The organism is Lysinibacillus louembei (assembly GCF_033880585.1).
Taxonomy (GTDB): Bacteria; Bacillota; Bacilli; order Bacillales_A; family Planococcaceae; genus Metasolibacillus; species Metasolibacillus louembei.
The window spans coordinates 1482289-1499520 of the sequence record NZ_CP137624.1 but is presented as its reverse complement, the minus strand read 5'-3'; the positions used below and the strand labels follow the sequence as shown (position 1 = coordinate 1499520).

Genomic DNA, 17232 nt, shown 5'->3' with positions numbered 1-17232 from the left:
TCAAAAACGCTCCAAACTTCCTACTTCATTTTCAAAAAGAATAGACAAAATTCCTTTTTCATATCCTTTATTAGTATAAATACAAAAAAACTAAACATTAAATATTATTTTTTTGACTAATATGTTAAAATAACCGTATGCACAATAAATTCAGTCATAGAAATGAGGATAGCAATGTCTAAAAAAATGGAAAAGAAGTATATTCCATTAGCTGAGTTCTTTCAGAATGCAACGCAAAGTGAAATTACATTAACATATGAAGCAATTGAAAATATTATGGGGCAAGCGTTGCCAAATGCAGCTTACTTGAACTTGAGCTGGTGGAAAAAAACTAAGCCTCCCTTGACACATTACCAATCTTGGTTCAATGCCAATTATCATGTAATGGATGTTCAGCTAGGTCAATCCGTAACATTCTCTCGTTTAAAGCAAACAGGAATCGATGAAAATGATGCAGATGAAAATACACAAACTTCAATTATTAGACCAATTGAAACAGAGGATGCTCGCTCATTTATTCGTCTACAGGAACAAATTTATGCCCAATCAGAATTTGAATATTATGAACCTAATGTACAACATTTAACAGTACAAATTATTCGCAAACAGATGGCCGAGTGGCGCAAGTTTAAACAGCAAACAATACTTTTATGTATCGTTAATGGGGAATTTGCAGGCTATTCTCGTATTACTGGCTATAAGGAGCAACGCTTACAGCATGGTGCTACAATACGTATCGGCGTGTTAAAAAAATATGCTAACAACGGTATCGGTACTGCACTAGTAGAAAGTAGCATCAAATGGTCACAACAAAACGACATTGAAAGACTGGAAGCAATCATTATGGCTCATAACACAAAAGCTATTTCCCTCTTTGAAAAACATGGCTTTACAGTCGAAGGAAAAAAAGTACATTCAGTAAAAATTGACAATGAGTATTATGATGAATTTATTTATAGTAAGCTAGTTCGTTAATTTACAAATGTAATCGTTTTATCCGCAAAGTGGCATTAAAAACAGGAATTTTCTAAAAAATTATTGGGAGATGCCTCCTTCACAGAAAAAAGTCGATTTGCACTGAGAAATTCAGTATAAATCGACTTTTCAAATACCACCTTTTTTACAAGCAGCTTATTTATGATAAGCTAAGTCCTCTTTCATTCTTTTTTGTAGTTCACTATAACCAGCAAAGTCCATTGCATAGCAAAAACGATGGACAGTCGACTCACTTACTCCCGCTATTCGACCAACCTCAGAGGCAATCTTTGTTGTCACAATGCTCGGGTCATTCAACACAAATTGCGCAACGCGTCGCTGCCCTTTTGATAATCGAATAAATCTTCTTTTAATGCTCTCACAAATACTCATACTCTACTCTCTATCCTTTCTCATCTATTCTCAACTGCCTGAACTTGAACATACATTAACATGAAATATCATGACATTCAACACTTTTCTGAAAACTCTGTTATTTGTGCTTTTTTTGTCAAATTTATAAAGAAAGATGCCATGAACAATGGCAATTTCCCATAGCTCCCGCAAATAAATTCTATTTAATTGGAATAACTACCTGTGCTGTCGGTTCAATTGTTAGCTTCGGTAACAGAATTGTTTTAATGAAGGGCTGACCTACATTTGTTTTATATTTTAATTGATATTCATTGCGCCCGATTGCCTGTACTCCCTCTGTCATAATTCTTTCGCCATCTTCCAGAGCTATTGTAAAAGGAAGCAATCCTAGGTTTCTGTTAAATGGAAAATCACTATCAATTAAAAATGTTAAAACTGCTTCATCCCCAACCTGCTCAACATGCGTAATTACAATATCCCCCATATCTCCCAACTCAATTTTTTGAGGTAACTCGTTGGATAATGGCACAATGACATCCTCAAACACCGCATCTATTTTCGGTCCAGCATAATAATATAAACGCAGTTCTGTTATATCTGATGCAAGTGGCTCTAACATATATGTCCATGTCAAATCATTATCTGTTTTTCCTCCGCCTACCTTTTCTAGTATTTTTAATGGAACGCCATTTTGATCTGTAATCGTTTCAGATATAGACCAGCCGATTGGAAAACCAATTTTCTCTCTGATTGGCCCTGTAAATTCTACTTGCAGCTTTGTAGAAGTAGTTGAAGTTTGAGCACTTTTTACTTCAAAGGCAATTCCGTTCATCATGCCCCTTTGCCCAGCCTGCAATATACGATGCTTATTTTGTACTTTCTTGATTGGTGTTTCAAACGTCCAATCCCCTACTATGCCATCAATCGAGTCTATTTTTAATGTTAAATCAAATGCCTCTGGCAATTCCTCCTCAAAGCGAAAACCGTATAAAGCGCGATATGAGCCCTCTTCCTCCTGCAAAGAAGTTATACTTCCTCCTGTATTCAGCCATTCACCATTTACGAACATCTCCATTTTACCTATTTCTCGATATTCAGGCATTGAATAAATCACATGGAGACGTGCGCCATCATAGACAATTTCTTCAAAAGTAACGGAAATGCCTTTGCTCGTCACCGTCTTATTTAATTTAATAGCATTGCTATCTGACAATGCTTTATGCAAACCTTTATCCTGCTCCTCAATTTTATAAACAAAGCCCATAAATGGTATTTTCGCAAGCGCATTGCCAACTGTTGGTGACACAAAGCCTGACCCTAATACGAGAGAAACAGCTGCAACAGATGATAGTAATCCTATAATCAGCTTGTTTTTCCTTTTTTTCTTAGGGGCAATGATTCCTTTATTGATTGCCTCATCCAGCTTTTGCATCGGCACATCCATTTCATCAATGACCTTTTTAATATTGTTCTCCATATAGGTTCCCTCCTTTATTTAAACTCTTTTTCAGCTGTTGCAAGCCACGGTGCACATTTGTTTTAACAGTTCCTTCTGGATAATCAAGCAGCTCTGCGATTTCCTTTGTTGATAAATCCTGATAATATTTCAGTAAAATGACCGTTTTATATTTCTCATCTAGCTGTCCAATTGCATGTAATAAGTCGATGCGTTCATCATGATTATAGGTTTTTCCTTGCTCCTTCTGCTCCTCATGCATTAAGACAATCTTGCTATTTTTCCGTAAATGCTCTAACGCTGTATTAATTAAAATTTTCATTAACCATGTAGAAAAATATTGCTGTTCTTTCACGCTATTGATGCTAGCATAAGCTTTTGTCACTGTTTCCTGTACAACATCTAACGCATCATTTTCATTTTTCATATAAATGTACGCCATTTTATATAGCTTGACCTTTTCATCTTGTACTAGCTGTAAAAATGCAGCGCCATTTCCTTTCTGTGCTTTTTTTAGCAATTGTATTCACATCCTTTTTATATCTACTTGTTAGATGAACAAGGCGTCGGTTTCGTTTCAAAAAAAAACTATCTGAAAAGATTTTACCTTTTCAGATAGTTAATGCATCTACTATTTTAGTCTAATTCTACTTGCTTCGTTTCTTTCCCTAAAAATAATACGGCTGCTACACCGATTAAAATTGCTACACAGAAAATCGCAAATACCGAGCCAATCGCATAGCCTTTTGCAACTAATGTACCGACAAGCAACGGTCCGAAAATGCCACCTATACGCCCTACTGCTGCAGCCATACCTGCACCTGTTCCACGAATAATCGCAGGATATTGCTCTGGGGTGTATGCATAAAGCGCACCCCATGCCCCTAAATTAAAGAATGATAGCAGCATACCAGAAATAAGCAAAATTGTGACAGATTCTGCGTTGCCAAAAACATAAGCACTTGCCGCTGTACCAATTAAATATGTAACGAGTACAAATTTGCGACCGAGCTTTTCAATAAACCAAGCTGCTGTAAAGTAACCTGGCAATTGTGCCAATGTCATAATTAACACATATTTAAAGCTAGAAATTAAATCGAAGCCTTTCCCAACCATTACGCTCGGTAGCCATAAAAACATCCCGTAGTATGAAAATACTACTGCAAACCAAAGCACCCATAGCATCAATGTTGAACGTGCATATGGTTTTGACCATACCTCCGCAATATTTTGCATAACGGAGCGCTTTTTCGCCTCTGCTTTCGCCACGAATTGCGGAGAATCTGGCAGCTTCATGCGAATATAAATTGCATAAAATGCTGGTAAGGCTGTTAAAATTAAAGCGACACGCCATCCTTCAATCGGCCAAAACGTTGCTGGAATGACAAAGTACGAAATAATTGCAGCAATAAGCCAGCCCGCAGCCCAAAAACTTTCTAATAAAACGACAACGCGACCACGTTCCTTCGTTTCCACACTTTCCGAAACGAGCGTTGAAGCAACTGGTAGCTCTCCACCAAGCCCCATTCCAACGAAAAAGCGGAAAATTAAAAATAGCGCTAGCGTTGTTGTGAATGCAGATAAACCGCTCGCAATAGAAAATAAAATGAGCGTCCACATAAACACTTTTTTACGACCTATTTTATCTGCAAGTACACCGAAAACTAATGCCCCTACAGCCATCCCAATAGAGTTGACACTACCAATCCACCCCATTTGCGATGGGTTTAAACCCCAATCTATTGCAAGTGCAGCAATAACAAAGGATAGAATGCCAACATCCATCGCATCAAACATCCATCCAATACCTGCTACACCTAGCAATTTATTGCGTGAAATTTGCCCATTTTGCTGTTTTATCATATGAATACAACCACCTGTCTTTACACTTGTATAAGCATGTATACTATACACCTATTTTTTAATTGTGACAATATTGTTTAAATTAAATTGTTGTTTTACTATTGAAATAAGTAGGCTAGAGGTTTACAATGTCTTGTATACAAAAACAACTGTTCATTCAGAAAGAACAAAAGGAGCTATTTCGTTATGTGGAAAGGTTTAATTGAAGAATATAAACAATATTTGCCCGTTACTGAAAATACACCAGCTTTAACTTTAAATGAAGGAAATACACCATTAGTACATTTAGTAAATTTATCTAAGGAGCTAGGTATTGAGCTATACGGAAAAATTGAAGGCGCAAATCCAACAGGCTCCTTTAAAGATCGCGGCATGGTATTTGCAGTAGCAAAGGCGATTGAGGATGGTGCACAATGCGTTATTTGTGCTTCTACAGGCAACACATCTGCTGCAGCTGCTGCTTACGCAACACGTGCAGGTATTCAATCGATTGTTGTCATCCCAAAAGGAAAAGTAGCATTAGGGAAATTAGCGCAAGCAACAATGTATGGTGCAAAAATTATTGAAATTGATGGCAACTTTGACGATGCCTTAAATATCGTTCGTCGCATTAGCGAAACAACGCCTGTTGCACTTGTAAACTCCGTCAATCCATACCGTATCGAAGGGCAAAAAACAGCTTCTTTTGAAATTGTTGACTCACTAGGTAAAGCACCAGACTTCTTATGTATTCCTGTCGGTAACGCAGGCAATATTTCTGCTTATTGGAAAGGCTTTAAAGATTATAATGAAGCAAAACAATCCGGCTTACCAAAAATGTTTGGCTTTGAGGCAGAAGGTGCTGCCGCAATCGTCAAGGGCGAGCCAATCGCAAACCCTGAAACAGTGGCGACAGCAATCCGTATCGGTAACCCCGCTAGCTGGAAATTAGCAGAAGCTGCACGTGATGAATCAGGTGGCATCATTGATTCTGTAACAGATGAGGAAATTTTAGCTGCTTATAAATTAATCGCAGGCAAGGAAGGCGTCTTCGTTGAGCCAGGTTCAGCCGCTTCACTTGCAGGTGTCATTAAATCCGTGAAAGCCGGGCTTATTCCACAAGGTAGCCAAGTCGTAACGGTGTTCACTGGTAATGGCTTAAAAGATCCAGATACGGCAATGGGCGTGTCAACGGTGGATTTAGTGTCGTTGAAAAACGATGAAGAAGAAATTCGTAAATATATTGAGGGCGTTCTATGAGCTGGCAAATAAAAGTTCCTGGCAGTACAGCAAACCTCGGGCCCGGCTTTGATTCAATTGGGCTCGGTTTGTCACTTTATTTAACATTAGAGGCAACACCTCAAACTGAATGGGAATTTGTTCATCAAGGTGAACATGTCCCAGCAGACACAACAGTCGAAAATCACTTAATTTATCAAATTGCGAAACAAGTTGCAGAGCGTTATCAACAAGCACTGCCAGGCTGTCATGTCGTTATGACAAGCGAGCTTCCTTTGGCACGTGGTGTTGGGAGCAGTGCTGCCGCTATTGTGGCAGGCATCGAGCTAGCAAATTTATTATGTGATTTACAGCTATCTGTACAAGACAAGCTCAATATTTCATCACAAATAGAGGGACATCCTGACAATGCAACAGCATCTGTTTTAGGTGGCCTGACGATTTCTTCTATGACAGAGAATGGCATTGTCGATACAATTCATGTACAAGATGTAGATGCGGCCTTTGTGCTTTTCATTCCTGATGTAGAGCTGAAAACTGCCGAGGCGCGTGGCGTTCTCCCTGCACAGCTAGAGCGGCCATATGCAGTTAAAGCGAGCGCTACAGCTAATATGCTTGCCGCTGCTTTAATTGCGAAAGATTATGAGCGTATCGGTCGCTATATGGAATCTGATTTATTTCATGAGCCTTTCCGCGCACAGTTAATTCCTAGCTATGCCGAAATTCGCCAAGCTGCCAAGCAGGCTGGTGCATATGGGACCGCATTAAGCGGTGCTGGTCCAACATTGATTTCGATTATCCCCAAGTCAAGTGCTGATGAATTCGTTGTTAGTATGCAAAAACAATTTCCTTCACATCGCATTGTATTAACGAATGCTGATTGTCATGGAATTGTTGTAACACCACTATAAGCAACAGGAGCGATCTTCGGATACGCTCCTTTTTTATTTCACGCTTTTTGAGATTTATTTTATGTTGTGCATACTTTTTCAGCAAAGCGGGTATAGTACTAACACTCGATTGACGAAAGGGGAAATGTTCATGAAAATCGCAGTTATTGGAGCTGCTGGACAAGCAGGTAGTAATATATTAAGAGAATCTACAATGAGAGAGTATGATACAACCGCGATTGTGCGTAATCAAGCGACATTAAAAGATGATGTCCAAACTCTTGAAAAGGATTTATTTCATTTAACAACATCAGATATAGAAAAATTCGATTGTATCGTCAATGCCTTTGCTCCAAAAAGTGGTGAGGAGCACTTATATGTAGACGCAGGCAAGCATTTAATATCTATTTTACAACCAATACAAACACGCTTAATCGATATCGGTAGCTCAGGCTGCTTATTTACAAATAAAGATAAAATTATACGTTTACTCGATAGCGAGGATTACCCTGCGCAATTAACGGCTGCGGCTAAATATCAGCTACAAAATCTACAACACCTACAGCAATCCTCTATCGCATGGACTTTTATTTGTCCTGCGCTGATGTTTGATGCAGAAGGTCCACGCACAGGTCACTACATTACTGGACATGATTATTTACTAACAAATTCACAGCTTAATAGCTACATTAGCCAAGCTGACTTTGCGGTAGCCGTAATTGATGAAATTGAAAATGCCAAGCATATTAACGAAGCTTTTACTGTAGCTTCTGAAAATACCACATCTGCTAGCTAATATACTAACCTAAGTTATGCTCCAACATGACTTAGGTTTTTCTATGTAAATTGTATCTAATTTTCAGAATTGTTTGTGTGCCAGGCACCCTCATAACTCCCCTAGGAAACTCATAAGCTGTACAAAGCATTATGAAGGAGGGGTTTTATGAAGGATAATCATGATAACGAAAATAAAAAACTACAGCAATTGAATGAATACAAAGTAAATAATGATGGCACGAAGATGACAACGAATCAGCGAGTGCGAATATCCAATGATGAGGAATCTTTAAAGGCGGGCTTGCGTGGACCTACTTTGATGGAGGATTTTCATTTTCGTGAAAAAATTACACATTTTGACCATGAGCGTATCCCTGAAAGGGTCGTACATGCACGCGGCTATGCTGCCCATGGTGAATTTGAGCTATACGAATCAATGTCCGAGTTTACAAGAGCTCATTTCTTACAAAAGGCGGGCACAAAAACGCCTGTTTTTGTGCGTTTTTCGAATGTTGTTGGGAGCTCAGGCTCTAACGATACAGCACGTGATGTCCGTGGCTTTGCGGTGAAATTTTATACGGAAGAAGGAATTTTCGATTTAGTTGGCAATAATATTCCCGTTTTCTTTATTCAAGATGCTATTAAATTCCCTGATATTATCCATGCAGTCAAGCCGGAGCCACACAACGAAATACCACAAGCTTCCTCTGCCCATGATACGTTTTGGGATTTCGTTGCGAATAATCAAGAAACAGCCCATATGATTATGTGGCTGATGTCTGATAGAGCTATTCCTAAAAATTACCGTATGATGGAAGGCTTCGGTGTGAATACCTTTCGCTTCGTAAATGCGTCGGGGCAAAGTAAATTCGTTAAATTCCATTGGAAGCCTGTGCTTGGTGTACACTCACTCATATGGGATGAGGCGCAAAAAATCGGTGGTGCAGACCCTGATTTTCAGCGTCGTGATTTATGGGAGGCCATTGAAGCAGGCTTTTATCCTGAATATGAATTTGGTGTGCAAATGATTGATCCAGCAGATGAATTTAAATATGATTTCGATCTATTAGATGCTACAAAGGTTTGGCCTGAGGAGCTCATTCCTGTCAAAACAATCGGCAAGCTCACTTTAAATCGCAATGTCGATAATGTTTTTGCAGAAACTGAACAAGTAGCCTTTCATCCAGGTAATGTCGTAACGGGCATTGATTTTTCAAATGACCCATTGCTGCAAGGACGGCTATTTTCTTATTTAGATACCCAGCTATTGCGTTTAGGTGGTCCTAACTTTACGGAAATACCGATTAACCGTCCACTTTGCCCTTTTCACAATAACCAACGCAATGGCTTCAGCCGCCAAATGATTAATACTGGTAAAGTAAGCTATCATAAAAATTCTTTAGCGAACAATACACCTGCTACAAGCACTGCAGCAGAAGGTGGCTATGTGCATTATCCTGAAAAGGTAGAAGGACGTGTTATTCAAGGACGCAGCAAGTCGTTTGATGATTTCTTCTCACAAGCACGACTTTTTTGGAATAGTATGTCACCTGTAGAAAAACAGCATATTTTAGATGCCTTTTCCTTTGAGGTAGGGAAAGTCGAGAGCCATAGTGTTCGGCAGCAAGTCGTTGATATGCTTGCACATATCGATTATTCACTAGCCACAACGCTCGCTGAACGTCTTGCAGTAAATAAACCAACAAATCAACAAGTTGATGTCACAGCATCCTCTCCTGCACTAAGCCAGCAAAATACCGTATTCGTTCCGCAAACTTTAAGTGTAGCGATTATTATTGGTAATCAATTTAATGCCCAAGAGCTAGAGCAGGTTACTAAGGAATTTAAACGTTATGGTGTGCGCTATCAAATGATTGCAGAAACATTTGAGTCTGTAAAAGCTGTAAATGGGCAAACGTTTGAAGTAGATGCTACGTTTTTAACGACTTCTCCTGTTTTATATGATGCATTATATGTCGTTGGTGGCACGTCAGCAAATCAGGCAAAATTTAATAGCGATATGACTGCCTTCATTCGCCAAGTTTATCAAAACTATAAGCCGATCGGGATTGCCACAACAGGAGTGCCATTTTTCAATGCAACGCGGGCAAAAGCAAGTGACGGTATTCTTTTTGCTACAGCAAATCCAAATTTCTCACAGCAATTTATCCAAAATATCGCAAAGCAACGCTTTTGGGATCGAGATATTTATATTTGAATACAAAAAGTCGATTGCTACCAAAATATTTGGTGCAAATCGACTTTTTATCATGCTAACATTACTAAGCTAATCGCCATCACAGCCATACCGGCCACTAAACCATAAATAGATATATGTGTTTCATCATATTTTTTTGCTGCTGGCAATAGCTCATCTAGTGAAATAAATACCATAATACCTGCTACACCGGCAAATACGACACCGAACATTACATCATTTAAAAATGGCATTAAAATTAAATAAGCAACAAATGCCCCAACAGGCTCTGCTAAACCAGATAGCAGCGATAAGCGAAAAGCTTTCATACGAATACCTGTTGCGAAGAAAATTGGTACAGCAACAGCAATTCCTTCTGGAATATTATGAATTGCAACTGCTATGGCAATCGCAATCCCTAAATTCGGATCTTGCAATGCAGACATAAATGTGGCGATACCTTCTGGAAAGTTATGAATCGCTATTGCTAATGCTGTAAATGTCCCCATTTTCATGAGTTTATCTGCATCCGCTAATGGCTTTCCTTCCACTGCATTTACATCTTCAACAGTACGCACTTCATGTGGATTATTTTTATTCGGAATAAATTTATCAATTAATGCGATAAAAATCATTCCTCCGAAAAAGCCTGCAAGCGTCATCCAATAACCGTTCGTTTCACCGAGCGCATGCGTTAATGAATCTTTTGCCTTTACAAAAATTTCAACAAGCGATACATAAATCATAACACCTGCTGAAAAACCAAGTGCACCAGATAAAAATTTTGTATTGGTTCTTGAGGTAAAGAATGCTATTAAACTACCTACACCCGTTGCCAAACCTGCAAAAAGTGTTAAACCGAGTGCTAATAATACATTATCATCCATAATTATTTCCTCTCTTTAACTAGCTTAATCGTATTATACGCAACAAGTTTCCTTTAGACAACTTTATTTTATTAGGAAATATTTTATGTAATAGCCCAACATTCAAAAAGCCGTTGAGAAAATAGGCTTAACCTATTTTCTCAACAGCTCTCTTCTTACCACGCTCATACCACATCATACATACAACAAACCAAGTATAGCCAACGCTCCATCCTGCCAAGACATCTGTAGCAAAATGGCGACTTTCCGCAATGCGCGATAAGCCGATAAAGCATATTAAAATGATAGCAACAAGCCAAACAAGCAATGCTTTTTTGCTACGTCCTAGCCCCTCTGATAACAAATAAGCGATTGTTAATAAATACAATGCCCCTGTCATTGAATGCCCTGATGGAAAACTAAAAGATAATAATTGATCTGCAATATCTGGGCGGGGACGCTCAATCCATTTTTTTAATAATTGATTAAGTACATTGCCTGCTGCAATCGTCAATAATACAAAGACAATCGCACGATAATTCCCCTTTCTCCATTGCCAAAAAACAAGGATTAGCGCTACGATTACAACGAAAATAGGCTCACCGATATAATGGAAAAAAATAATGAGTTCATTACCACCAAGTAATTTTGCTAAATTTTCATCAAAAGACATGAATGTCGGCGTTTCATAGCTGAAACGTAGCATTATAAATAAACCTAATGTAATAACAGCCAAGCTATAAATCCATTTTTTCATCTATACTTCTCCTTTAACTTGAAAGTTTGTATAACAACATTCAAGAATATAGTCCAATTGTGCAAATTGTAGTTGTTCATTTGATGAGATACAATTATCATAATTTTTCCAATGTGCCTCAGATTCCCAATAAATTAGTACAACAACCTCTTCACTATTTGTATCCACTTTTTTCACATACAATTCTTTATTTAAAAAACCTTGCTGTTGTTCCATAATCGATGGTCCTTCGCCATACTTGCGCACAAAGCAATCGATTACTTTATATGAATGACCTACCTTGACAATAAAGTATTTCATTTGAACAAACATGTGCATATCTCCCTTTCAAAGCCATTGTATATTGCATAGAAATCGCACTATATACATTAACATATACTGTTAAGCTGTCTTCTGTCACTCCCCTCACTTATTATGATAAGAAATATAAGATGTTTCAACGTTTTTCAATGTCGTGAGAAATATTTTTTATCGGATATGAAAAATCAGCATTGTTTTTTCAAAAAATATAGATTAGAATGGATTAGTCGATAATGATAATCATTATCAATAAAAAATGAGGTGAATTTTCCTTTGGATACACAAGCTATAAAATCGTCAAGAACGAACAAACTCTACTATTTAATTATTTTGCTATTAATTTGCGCCATTATGCTATCCGCTGTGTATTCTGTATCTATCGGGCAAGTGAGTATCCCATTTAGGCAATCGATGGACATACTTTTGCATACCATCACTAACGGCAAGCTCGGCTCACTTGAGCATATAGAAAATGAATCCTATTTAAATATCATTTTGCAAGTGAGAATGCCACGTATTATTTTTGCTTTACTTATCGGTATTGGTCTTGCCTTATGTGGCGTTGTTATGCAAGCAGTTGTGCAAAATCCACTTGCTGACCCATACATACTTGGAATTTCTTCAGGCGCTTCTTTAGGAGCTACCTTTGCGATACTTGTTGGATTTGGTAGCAATGCACTACTCGCTCAATTTGGTGTAGCATTTGGTGCATTTACAGGGGCTATGCTGACCTCGATGGCTGTTTTGCTATTATCAAGCATTGGTGGCAAAGCAACATCTGTCAAACTGGTCTTATCAGGGGTAGTGATCGGCGCTCTTTGTGGCTCCTTCTCTAGCTTGATTATCTTTTTTGCCAATAATGCAGAAGGAATTAAAACTGTTACCTTTTGGTCTATGGGCAGCTTAGCTTCTGCTAGCTGGGAGAAAACGCCGATTTTAATTATCGTCGTTGTGCTTGGCGCAATTTTCTTCCTGTTCCAACATCGCATTTTAAATACGATGCTGCTAGGCGATGAATCAGCAATTACGCTAGGCATTAATTTAAGTATTTTCCGCAAGCTGTATATGGTGCTAACAGCGCTTGTTACAGGAACAATGGTTGCTTATGCAGGAATGATTGGCTTTGTCGGTTTAATTATTCCACATATCGCACGTGGTATTTTCGGTGCTGACCATAAGCGACTCATGCTTGGCACATTGCTATTAGGTGGTCTGTTTATGATTTGGGCAGACATCCTATCAAGAACGCTTATTGCCAATGTAGAATTGCCAATCGGTATTATTACATCTGTTATTGGTTCGCCACTGTTCATTTATATGATTATTAAAAAAGGCTACAACTTTGGAGGGTAAACGATGGAACTAACAGCACAAAACATTGCCGTTACATTTGGAAAAAAGGACATTGTCAAAAACGTCTCTGTCATCGTGAAAAAGAAGCAATTTGTCGGCTTAATTGGTCCAAATGGCTGCGGGAAGTCTACCTTGCTAAAAAGCATTTATAAAAGCTTGATGCCAAAGCAAGGATCTGTTTTTTTAGATGATTTAAATGTGTTGAAATCACCTGAAAAAAAGGTTTCACAGCAGCTGGGTGTCGTTGGACAATTTAATGAAATGCACTTCGATTTATCTGTCCACCAAATGGTTATGTTAGGTAGAACACCACATAAAAAAATGCTCGAATCGGATACGGGGAAAGATTATGAAATTGTAGAAGAGGCATTGGCACGTACAAATTTGCAATCCTATAAAGAGCGCAGCTTCCTGTCCTTATCAGGTGGTGAAAAGCAGCGTGTCATTTTAGCACGAACAATTGCCCAACAGCCTAAATTTATGATTTTAGACGAACCGACGAATCACCTAGATATTCGTTATCAAATCGAAATACTATCCTGTGTAAAGGAATTAAATATCGGCGTGCTTGCTGCCCTTCACGATTTAGAAATGGCTGCACATTACTGCGATTACATATATGCAGTCAAAGATGGTGAAATCTATGCACATGGTACACCAACTGAAGTATTAACACCAGCTACAATTGAAGCTTTATATCAAATAAAATGCCAAACGTACATCAATCCTGTGACAAACGGATTAGGATTTGCTTATGGTTTAGGAGGATCATTATGAAAAAGAAAACATTACTTGGTATCGGTTTAGCGACAATGCTATTGCTAGCAGCTTGCGGCAATTCATCAGATAAGAAAACAGAGGAAAAAGCAAGTGAAGCACATTATCCTCTAACAATCGAAAACTTCGCAAAGGCTGAAGGTGGAAGTGAGTGGACAAAGAAGGAGCAAGTATTTGATAAAGCACCAGAACGTATTATGGCGAATACACGCCCTGCTGCGGAGCTATTGCTACATTTAGGACTTGGCGATAAAATCGTTGGGGTTGGCGCAGATTTCGGAGCACCAGATCCTACAGTTGCTGAAGACTATGCAAAACTGCCAATTTTAAGCTCTGAATATGTTGGTAAAGAGGTAACCCTTGGTACAAACCCTGATTTAGTATATGGTCGAGGTGGACTGTTTGACAATGCCGATTGGGGCGTTGGTACAGTTGACTCATTAAATGAAATGGGCGTGAAAACATATGTATTAGAATCGTCTGTCACAGGTGGTACATACGACTCTGTTTATAAGGACATTGAAAATCTTGGCCATATTTTCAGCGTACAAGATAAAGCACAAAGTTTTATTGATGAATTAAAAGCAAAAGAAGAGGCCATTGCAAGAGGTTTAGAGAGCATTACAGAAAATAAAACATTTGCCTACTTGCATACAAATGACCCTAAGGACTTATATGTTTGGTCAGCACATGGGGAATCATTTTTCCATGACGCTTTTAATATGGTAAAGCTAGATAATGTATTTAAAGATGTAACTGGTGACGTAAGTCTTGAAACGCTCATTTCTACAGACCCAGATGTATTAATTTTACCGAACTTTGATGGCTCAGACTTATCCCATGTACGCGATGCAATTTATGAAAACCCTAAGCTATCAAGTATGAAAGCAATTAAAAACAAGGAAATTTATATCGTTGATTATAACTATTTATTCGGCTATGGCTACAACACAATCGACGGGATGGAAATATTAGCGAAAGAAATGTACCCTGAATTATTTAAATAATGTTTCCCCCTAAAATAATAGGGAAAACTAATGATAAAGGAGTGGTTTTCAAATGGAATACCGTATTGAAAAGGATACAATGGGTGAAATTAAAGTACCTGCTAATAAATTATGGGGTGCACAAACACAGCGCAGCAAGGAGAACTTCCAAATTGGCTCAGAGCAAATGCCGATTGAGCTTATTCAGGCTATGACGATTTTGAAAAAAAGCGCGGCGATTGTCAACGAGCAGCTAGGTAAGCTCTCTCCTGTAAAAGCTCAAATGATTCGACAAGTAGCTGACGAAATTTTATATGGGCAATGGGATGACCAATTCCCTCTTGTTGTATGGCAAACAGGTAGTGGTACACAAACAAATATGAATGTCAATGAAGTGATTGCTAACCGAGCAAACCAGATTTTGCAAGAAGTTGGCGAAGGAGCTATTATCCATCCAAATGACGATGTCAATAAATCGCAAAGCTCGAATGACACGTTTCCTACAGCATTGCATATCGCAGCTGTCTTGAAGGTAGAGGATTATTTATTACCTCGCTTACGTCTTTTAAAGGAGACATTTGCAAATAAAGCAGAGCAATTTAAAGACATCATTAAAATTGGACGTACACATTTACAAGATGCTACACCTTTAACACTAGGTCAAGAAATCAGCGGCTGGGTTGCCATGCTTGAGAAATCTGAACGCATGATTCAGCACAATATTGAATATATGAAAGAGCTAGCAATTGGCGGTACAGCTGTTGGTACAGGAATTAATGCACACCCTGAATTCGGCGAACGTGTAGCAGCAGAAATTAGCCAATTAACGAATAAAGCGTTCATATCAGCACCGAATAAATTTCATGCATTAACAAGCCATGACGAGGCTGTTGTTGCACATGGCGCATTAAAGGCACTAGCTGTCGATTTAATGAAAATCGCCAACGATGTACGCTGGCTAGCAAGTGGACCTCGCTCAGGTATTGGAGAAATTACGATTCCAGAAAACGAGCCTGGCTCATCGATTATGCCTGGTAAAGTCAATCCAACACAAAGTGAGGCATTAACAATGGTTGTCACACAAGTTGTTGGCAATGACGCAACAATCGCCTTTGCTGCCTCACAAGGGAATTTTGAGTTAAACGTCTTTAAACCAGTTATTTTATATAACTTCCTGCAATCTACGCAGCTACTAGCAGATGCAATGAAATCCTTTAACAATCATTGCGCAGAAGGCATTGATCCAAACTTAGAGGTACTGCAACATAATTTAGAAAACTCACTAATGCTCGTAACAGCATTAAATCCTTATATCGGCTATGAAAACGCTGCGAAAATTGCGAAAAAAGCTCATAAGGAAGGCACGACATTAAAGGCGGCTGCGATTGCAACCGGCTTATTAACAGAGGAACAATTTGAGCAATATGTCGACCCGAAAACGATGATCTATCCGAATGTGAAATAGGCTAAAGGTAACGAATCGTACGTAAGAAGTAGTATTTCGCGCAAAGAGTCTAAATCCGCACATTCAAATGCGCTTTTCGCACATTAAAAGCTCCATTTCGCATGCAAAAACAAAAACGCTTGAAATCAAGTTTGCTACTTTGATTTCAAGCGTTTTTTTAATTATTCACAAAGCGTAAGGCACGACTCATAATCGTTGGCACAACCGATCCGTGATTTTCATCCGGAGCAACATAAAATGCCGTATCCATTACTGCGCTTAATTGCTGTGCCATCTTCTGTGCATCATCGACCATAAACTCTTCCAGACCACCAGCACCTGTAAATAATTTAGCTGGTAGCTCGCTATATTTTGCTAAAAATGCATCTGCATATCGGAATAATTCATGCTCATTCCACCAAATAGATGGGCTAATCGCAATGTATTTATAATAGCTAGCTGGTGCATTAAACAATTGCCAAAGTGTGAAATAGCCTCCTAATGAATGTCCAAACAATATTTCTTTGCTTTTATTTACTGGATAATCCGCTTGAATAATTGGCTTCAATTCTTCCTCTAAAAAACGGCTGAAGTCCGCTGCACCACCATGCTGCCCATCAAATGCTCCTCTAAATTTCTCTGGATAAACATAGGTTTCTGCTGGTGCAGTAAAATCATAAAACCGACGCATTCGCATATCCTCACCATGACCAACTCCAACGATAATCGAAGGAAACACTTCCGTTTTTGCTGCATTGATACTTTGTAAACGAACAATTTCTTTTACAAAATGAAAATATGAAGAGCCATCCAATACGTAAACAACCGAAAATCCTTCCTCTGGCATATCCACCTCTGGTACATAAACATTAATATGATACGTATAATTTGTATGTGCTGATGTTATATCAAAATTCATCTGAACTCCCCTTTTCCTTATGATTATGGACGAAGCATGATTTTCGCCTACAAAAAAGGCGCTCGAAATTCCTTTCGAA

Annotated in this window: 17 protein-coding genes; 9 read left to right on the top strand and 8 right to left on the bottom strand. The window is 38.6% G+C overall.

Going from position 1 to position 17232, the window contains the following annotated elements:
• The first annotated feature begins 174 nt into the window (after positions 1 to 174).
• Positions 175 to 975 carry a GNAT family N-acetyltransferase gene (locus R6U77_RS07435; RefSeq protein WP_293929401.1) on the top strand — a complete coding sequence of 267 codons (801 nt, stop codon included), beginning with the start codon at positions 175 to 177 and terminating at the stop codon, positions 973 to 975.
• Positions 976 to 1131: 156 nt separating this feature from the next.
• Here the strand turns inward: R6U77_RS07435 and R6U77_RS07430 are convergent, their stop codons facing one another.
• The 4 genes from R6U77_RS07430 to R6U77_RS07415 form a co-directional block, all read right to left on the bottom strand.
• The gene (locus R6U77_RS07430) at positions 1132 to 1368 is read right to left on the bottom strand and encodes a MurR/RpiR family transcriptional regulator (protein WP_319838004.1); all 237 of its coding nucleotides are present in this window, start codon (positions 1366 to 1368) and stop codon (positions 1132 to 1134) included.
• A 181-nt stretch (positions 1369 to 1549) separates the two neighbouring features.
• Entirely contained in the window at positions 1550 to 2827 is a 1278-nt protein-coding gene (locus R6U77_RS07425) for a DUF4179 domain-containing protein (protein WP_319838003.1), read from the bottom strand.
• Positions 2811 to 3326, bottom strand: a complete 516-nt coding sequence (locus R6U77_RS07420) for a sigma-70 family RNA polymerase sigma factor (protein ID WP_319838002.1) — start codon at positions 3324 to 3326, stop codon at positions 2811 to 2813. The genes R6U77_RS07425 and R6U77_RS07420 overlap by 17 nt, the downstream gene beginning before the upstream one ends.
• A gap of 116 nt (positions 3327 to 3442) precedes the next feature.
• Positions 3443 to 4669 carry an MFS transporter gene (locus tag R6U77_RS07415; RefSeq protein ID WP_293929394.1) on the bottom strand — a complete coding sequence of 409 codons (1227 nt, stop codon included), beginning with the start codon at positions 4667 to 4669 and terminating at the stop codon, positions 3443 to 3445.
• A 186-nt stretch (positions 4670 to 4855) separates the two neighbouring features.
• Between R6U77_RS07415 and thrC the strand changes: the two genes are divergently transcribed.
• From thrC to R6U77_RS07395, 4 genes are all read left to right on the top strand, one after another.
• Entirely contained in the window at positions 4856 to 5908 is a 1053-nt protein-coding gene (gene thrC, locus R6U77_RS07410) for a threonine synthase (protein ID WP_319838001.1), read from the top strand.
• Positions 5905 to 6798 (top strand): homoserine kinase, encoded by an 894-nt coding sequence (gene thrB, locus R6U77_RS07405; RefSeq protein ID WP_319838000.1) that lies wholly within the window; start codon positions 5905 to 5907, stop codon positions 6796 to 6798. Before thrC ends, thrB begins: the two co-directional genes overlap by 4 nt.
• Positions 6799 to 6928: 130 nt before the next feature.
• Positions 6929 to 7573 (top strand): NAD(P)-dependent oxidoreductase, encoded by a 645-nt coding sequence (locus tag R6U77_RS07400; RefSeq protein ID WP_319837999.1) that lies wholly within the window; start codon positions 6929 to 6931, stop codon positions 7571 to 7573.
• A 147-nt stretch (positions 7574 to 7720) separates the two neighbouring features.
• Positions 7721 to 9772, top strand: a complete 2052-nt coding sequence (locus tag R6U77_RS07395; protein WP_319837998.1) for a catalase — start codon at positions 7721 to 7723, stop codon at positions 9770 to 9772.
• 50 nt (positions 9773 to 9822) lie between these two features.
• Here R6U77_RS07395 and zupT read toward each other — a convergent pair whose 3' ends face one another.
• The 3 genes from zupT to R6U77_RS07380 all read right to left on the bottom strand — a co-directional run bounded on the left by zupT (position 9823) and on the right by R6U77_RS07380 (position 11686).
• Entirely contained in the window at positions 9823 to 10638 is an 816-nt protein-coding gene (zupT, locus tag R6U77_RS07390; protein WP_293929384.1) for a zinc transporter ZupT, read from the bottom strand.
• Between the two features lie 127 nt (positions 10639 to 10765).
• Complete coding sequence (locus tag R6U77_RS07385; protein ID WP_319837997.1) at positions 10766 to 11374, bottom strand: phosphatase PAP2 family protein; 609 nt, start codon at positions 11372 to 11374, stop codon at positions 10766 to 10768.
• On the bottom strand, positions 11375 to 11686 hold the full coding sequence (locus R6U77_RS07380; RefSeq protein ID WP_319837996.1) for an antibiotic biosynthesis monooxygenase family protein: 312 nt from the start codon (positions 11684 to 11686) through the stop codon (positions 11375 to 11377).
• 339 nt (positions 11687 to 12025) lie between these two features.
• Here R6U77_RS07380 and R6U77_RS07375 point away from each other — a divergent pair, with 339 nt between their 5' ends.
• Genes R6U77_RS07375 through fumC form a run of 4 tightly spaced genes read left to right on the top strand, consistent with a single transcriptional unit; the run spans position 12026 to position 16255 of the window.
• Positions 12026 to 13027 carry a FecCD family ABC transporter permease gene (locus tag R6U77_RS07375; RefSeq protein ID WP_293929413.1) on the top strand — a complete coding sequence of 334 codons (1002 nt, stop codon included), beginning with the start codon at positions 12026 to 12028 and terminating at the stop codon, positions 13025 to 13027.
• A 3-nt stretch (positions 13028 to 13030) separates the two neighbouring features.
• On the top strand, positions 13031 to 13804 hold the full coding sequence (locus R6U77_RS07370; RefSeq protein WP_319837995.1) for an ABC transporter ATP-binding protein: 774 nt from the start codon (positions 13031 to 13033) through the stop codon (positions 13802 to 13804).
• The gene (locus tag R6U77_RS07365; protein WP_319837994.1) at positions 13801 to 14811 is read left to right on the top strand and encodes an ABC transporter substrate-binding protein; all 1011 of its coding nucleotides are present in this window, start codon (positions 13801 to 13803) and stop codon (positions 14809 to 14811) included. The genes R6U77_RS07370 and R6U77_RS07365 overlap by 4 nt, the downstream gene beginning before the upstream one ends.
• 52 nt (positions 14812 to 14863) lie before the next feature.
• Positions 14864 to 16255: a class II fumarate hydratase gene (gene fumC / locus R6U77_RS07360; protein WP_319837993.1), complete on the top strand. Its 1392-nt coding sequence runs from the start codon at positions 14864 to 14866 to the stop codon at positions 16253 to 16255.
• A gap of 157 nt (positions 16256 to 16412) precedes the next feature.
• Here the strand turns inward: fumC and R6U77_RS07355 are convergent, their stop codons facing one another.
• Complete coding sequence (locus R6U77_RS07355; protein ID WP_319837992.1) at positions 16413 to 17153, bottom strand: alpha/beta hydrolase; 741 nt, start codon at positions 17151 to 17153, stop codon at positions 16413 to 16415.
• Between the last annotated feature and the right edge of the window lie 79 nt (positions 17154 to 17232).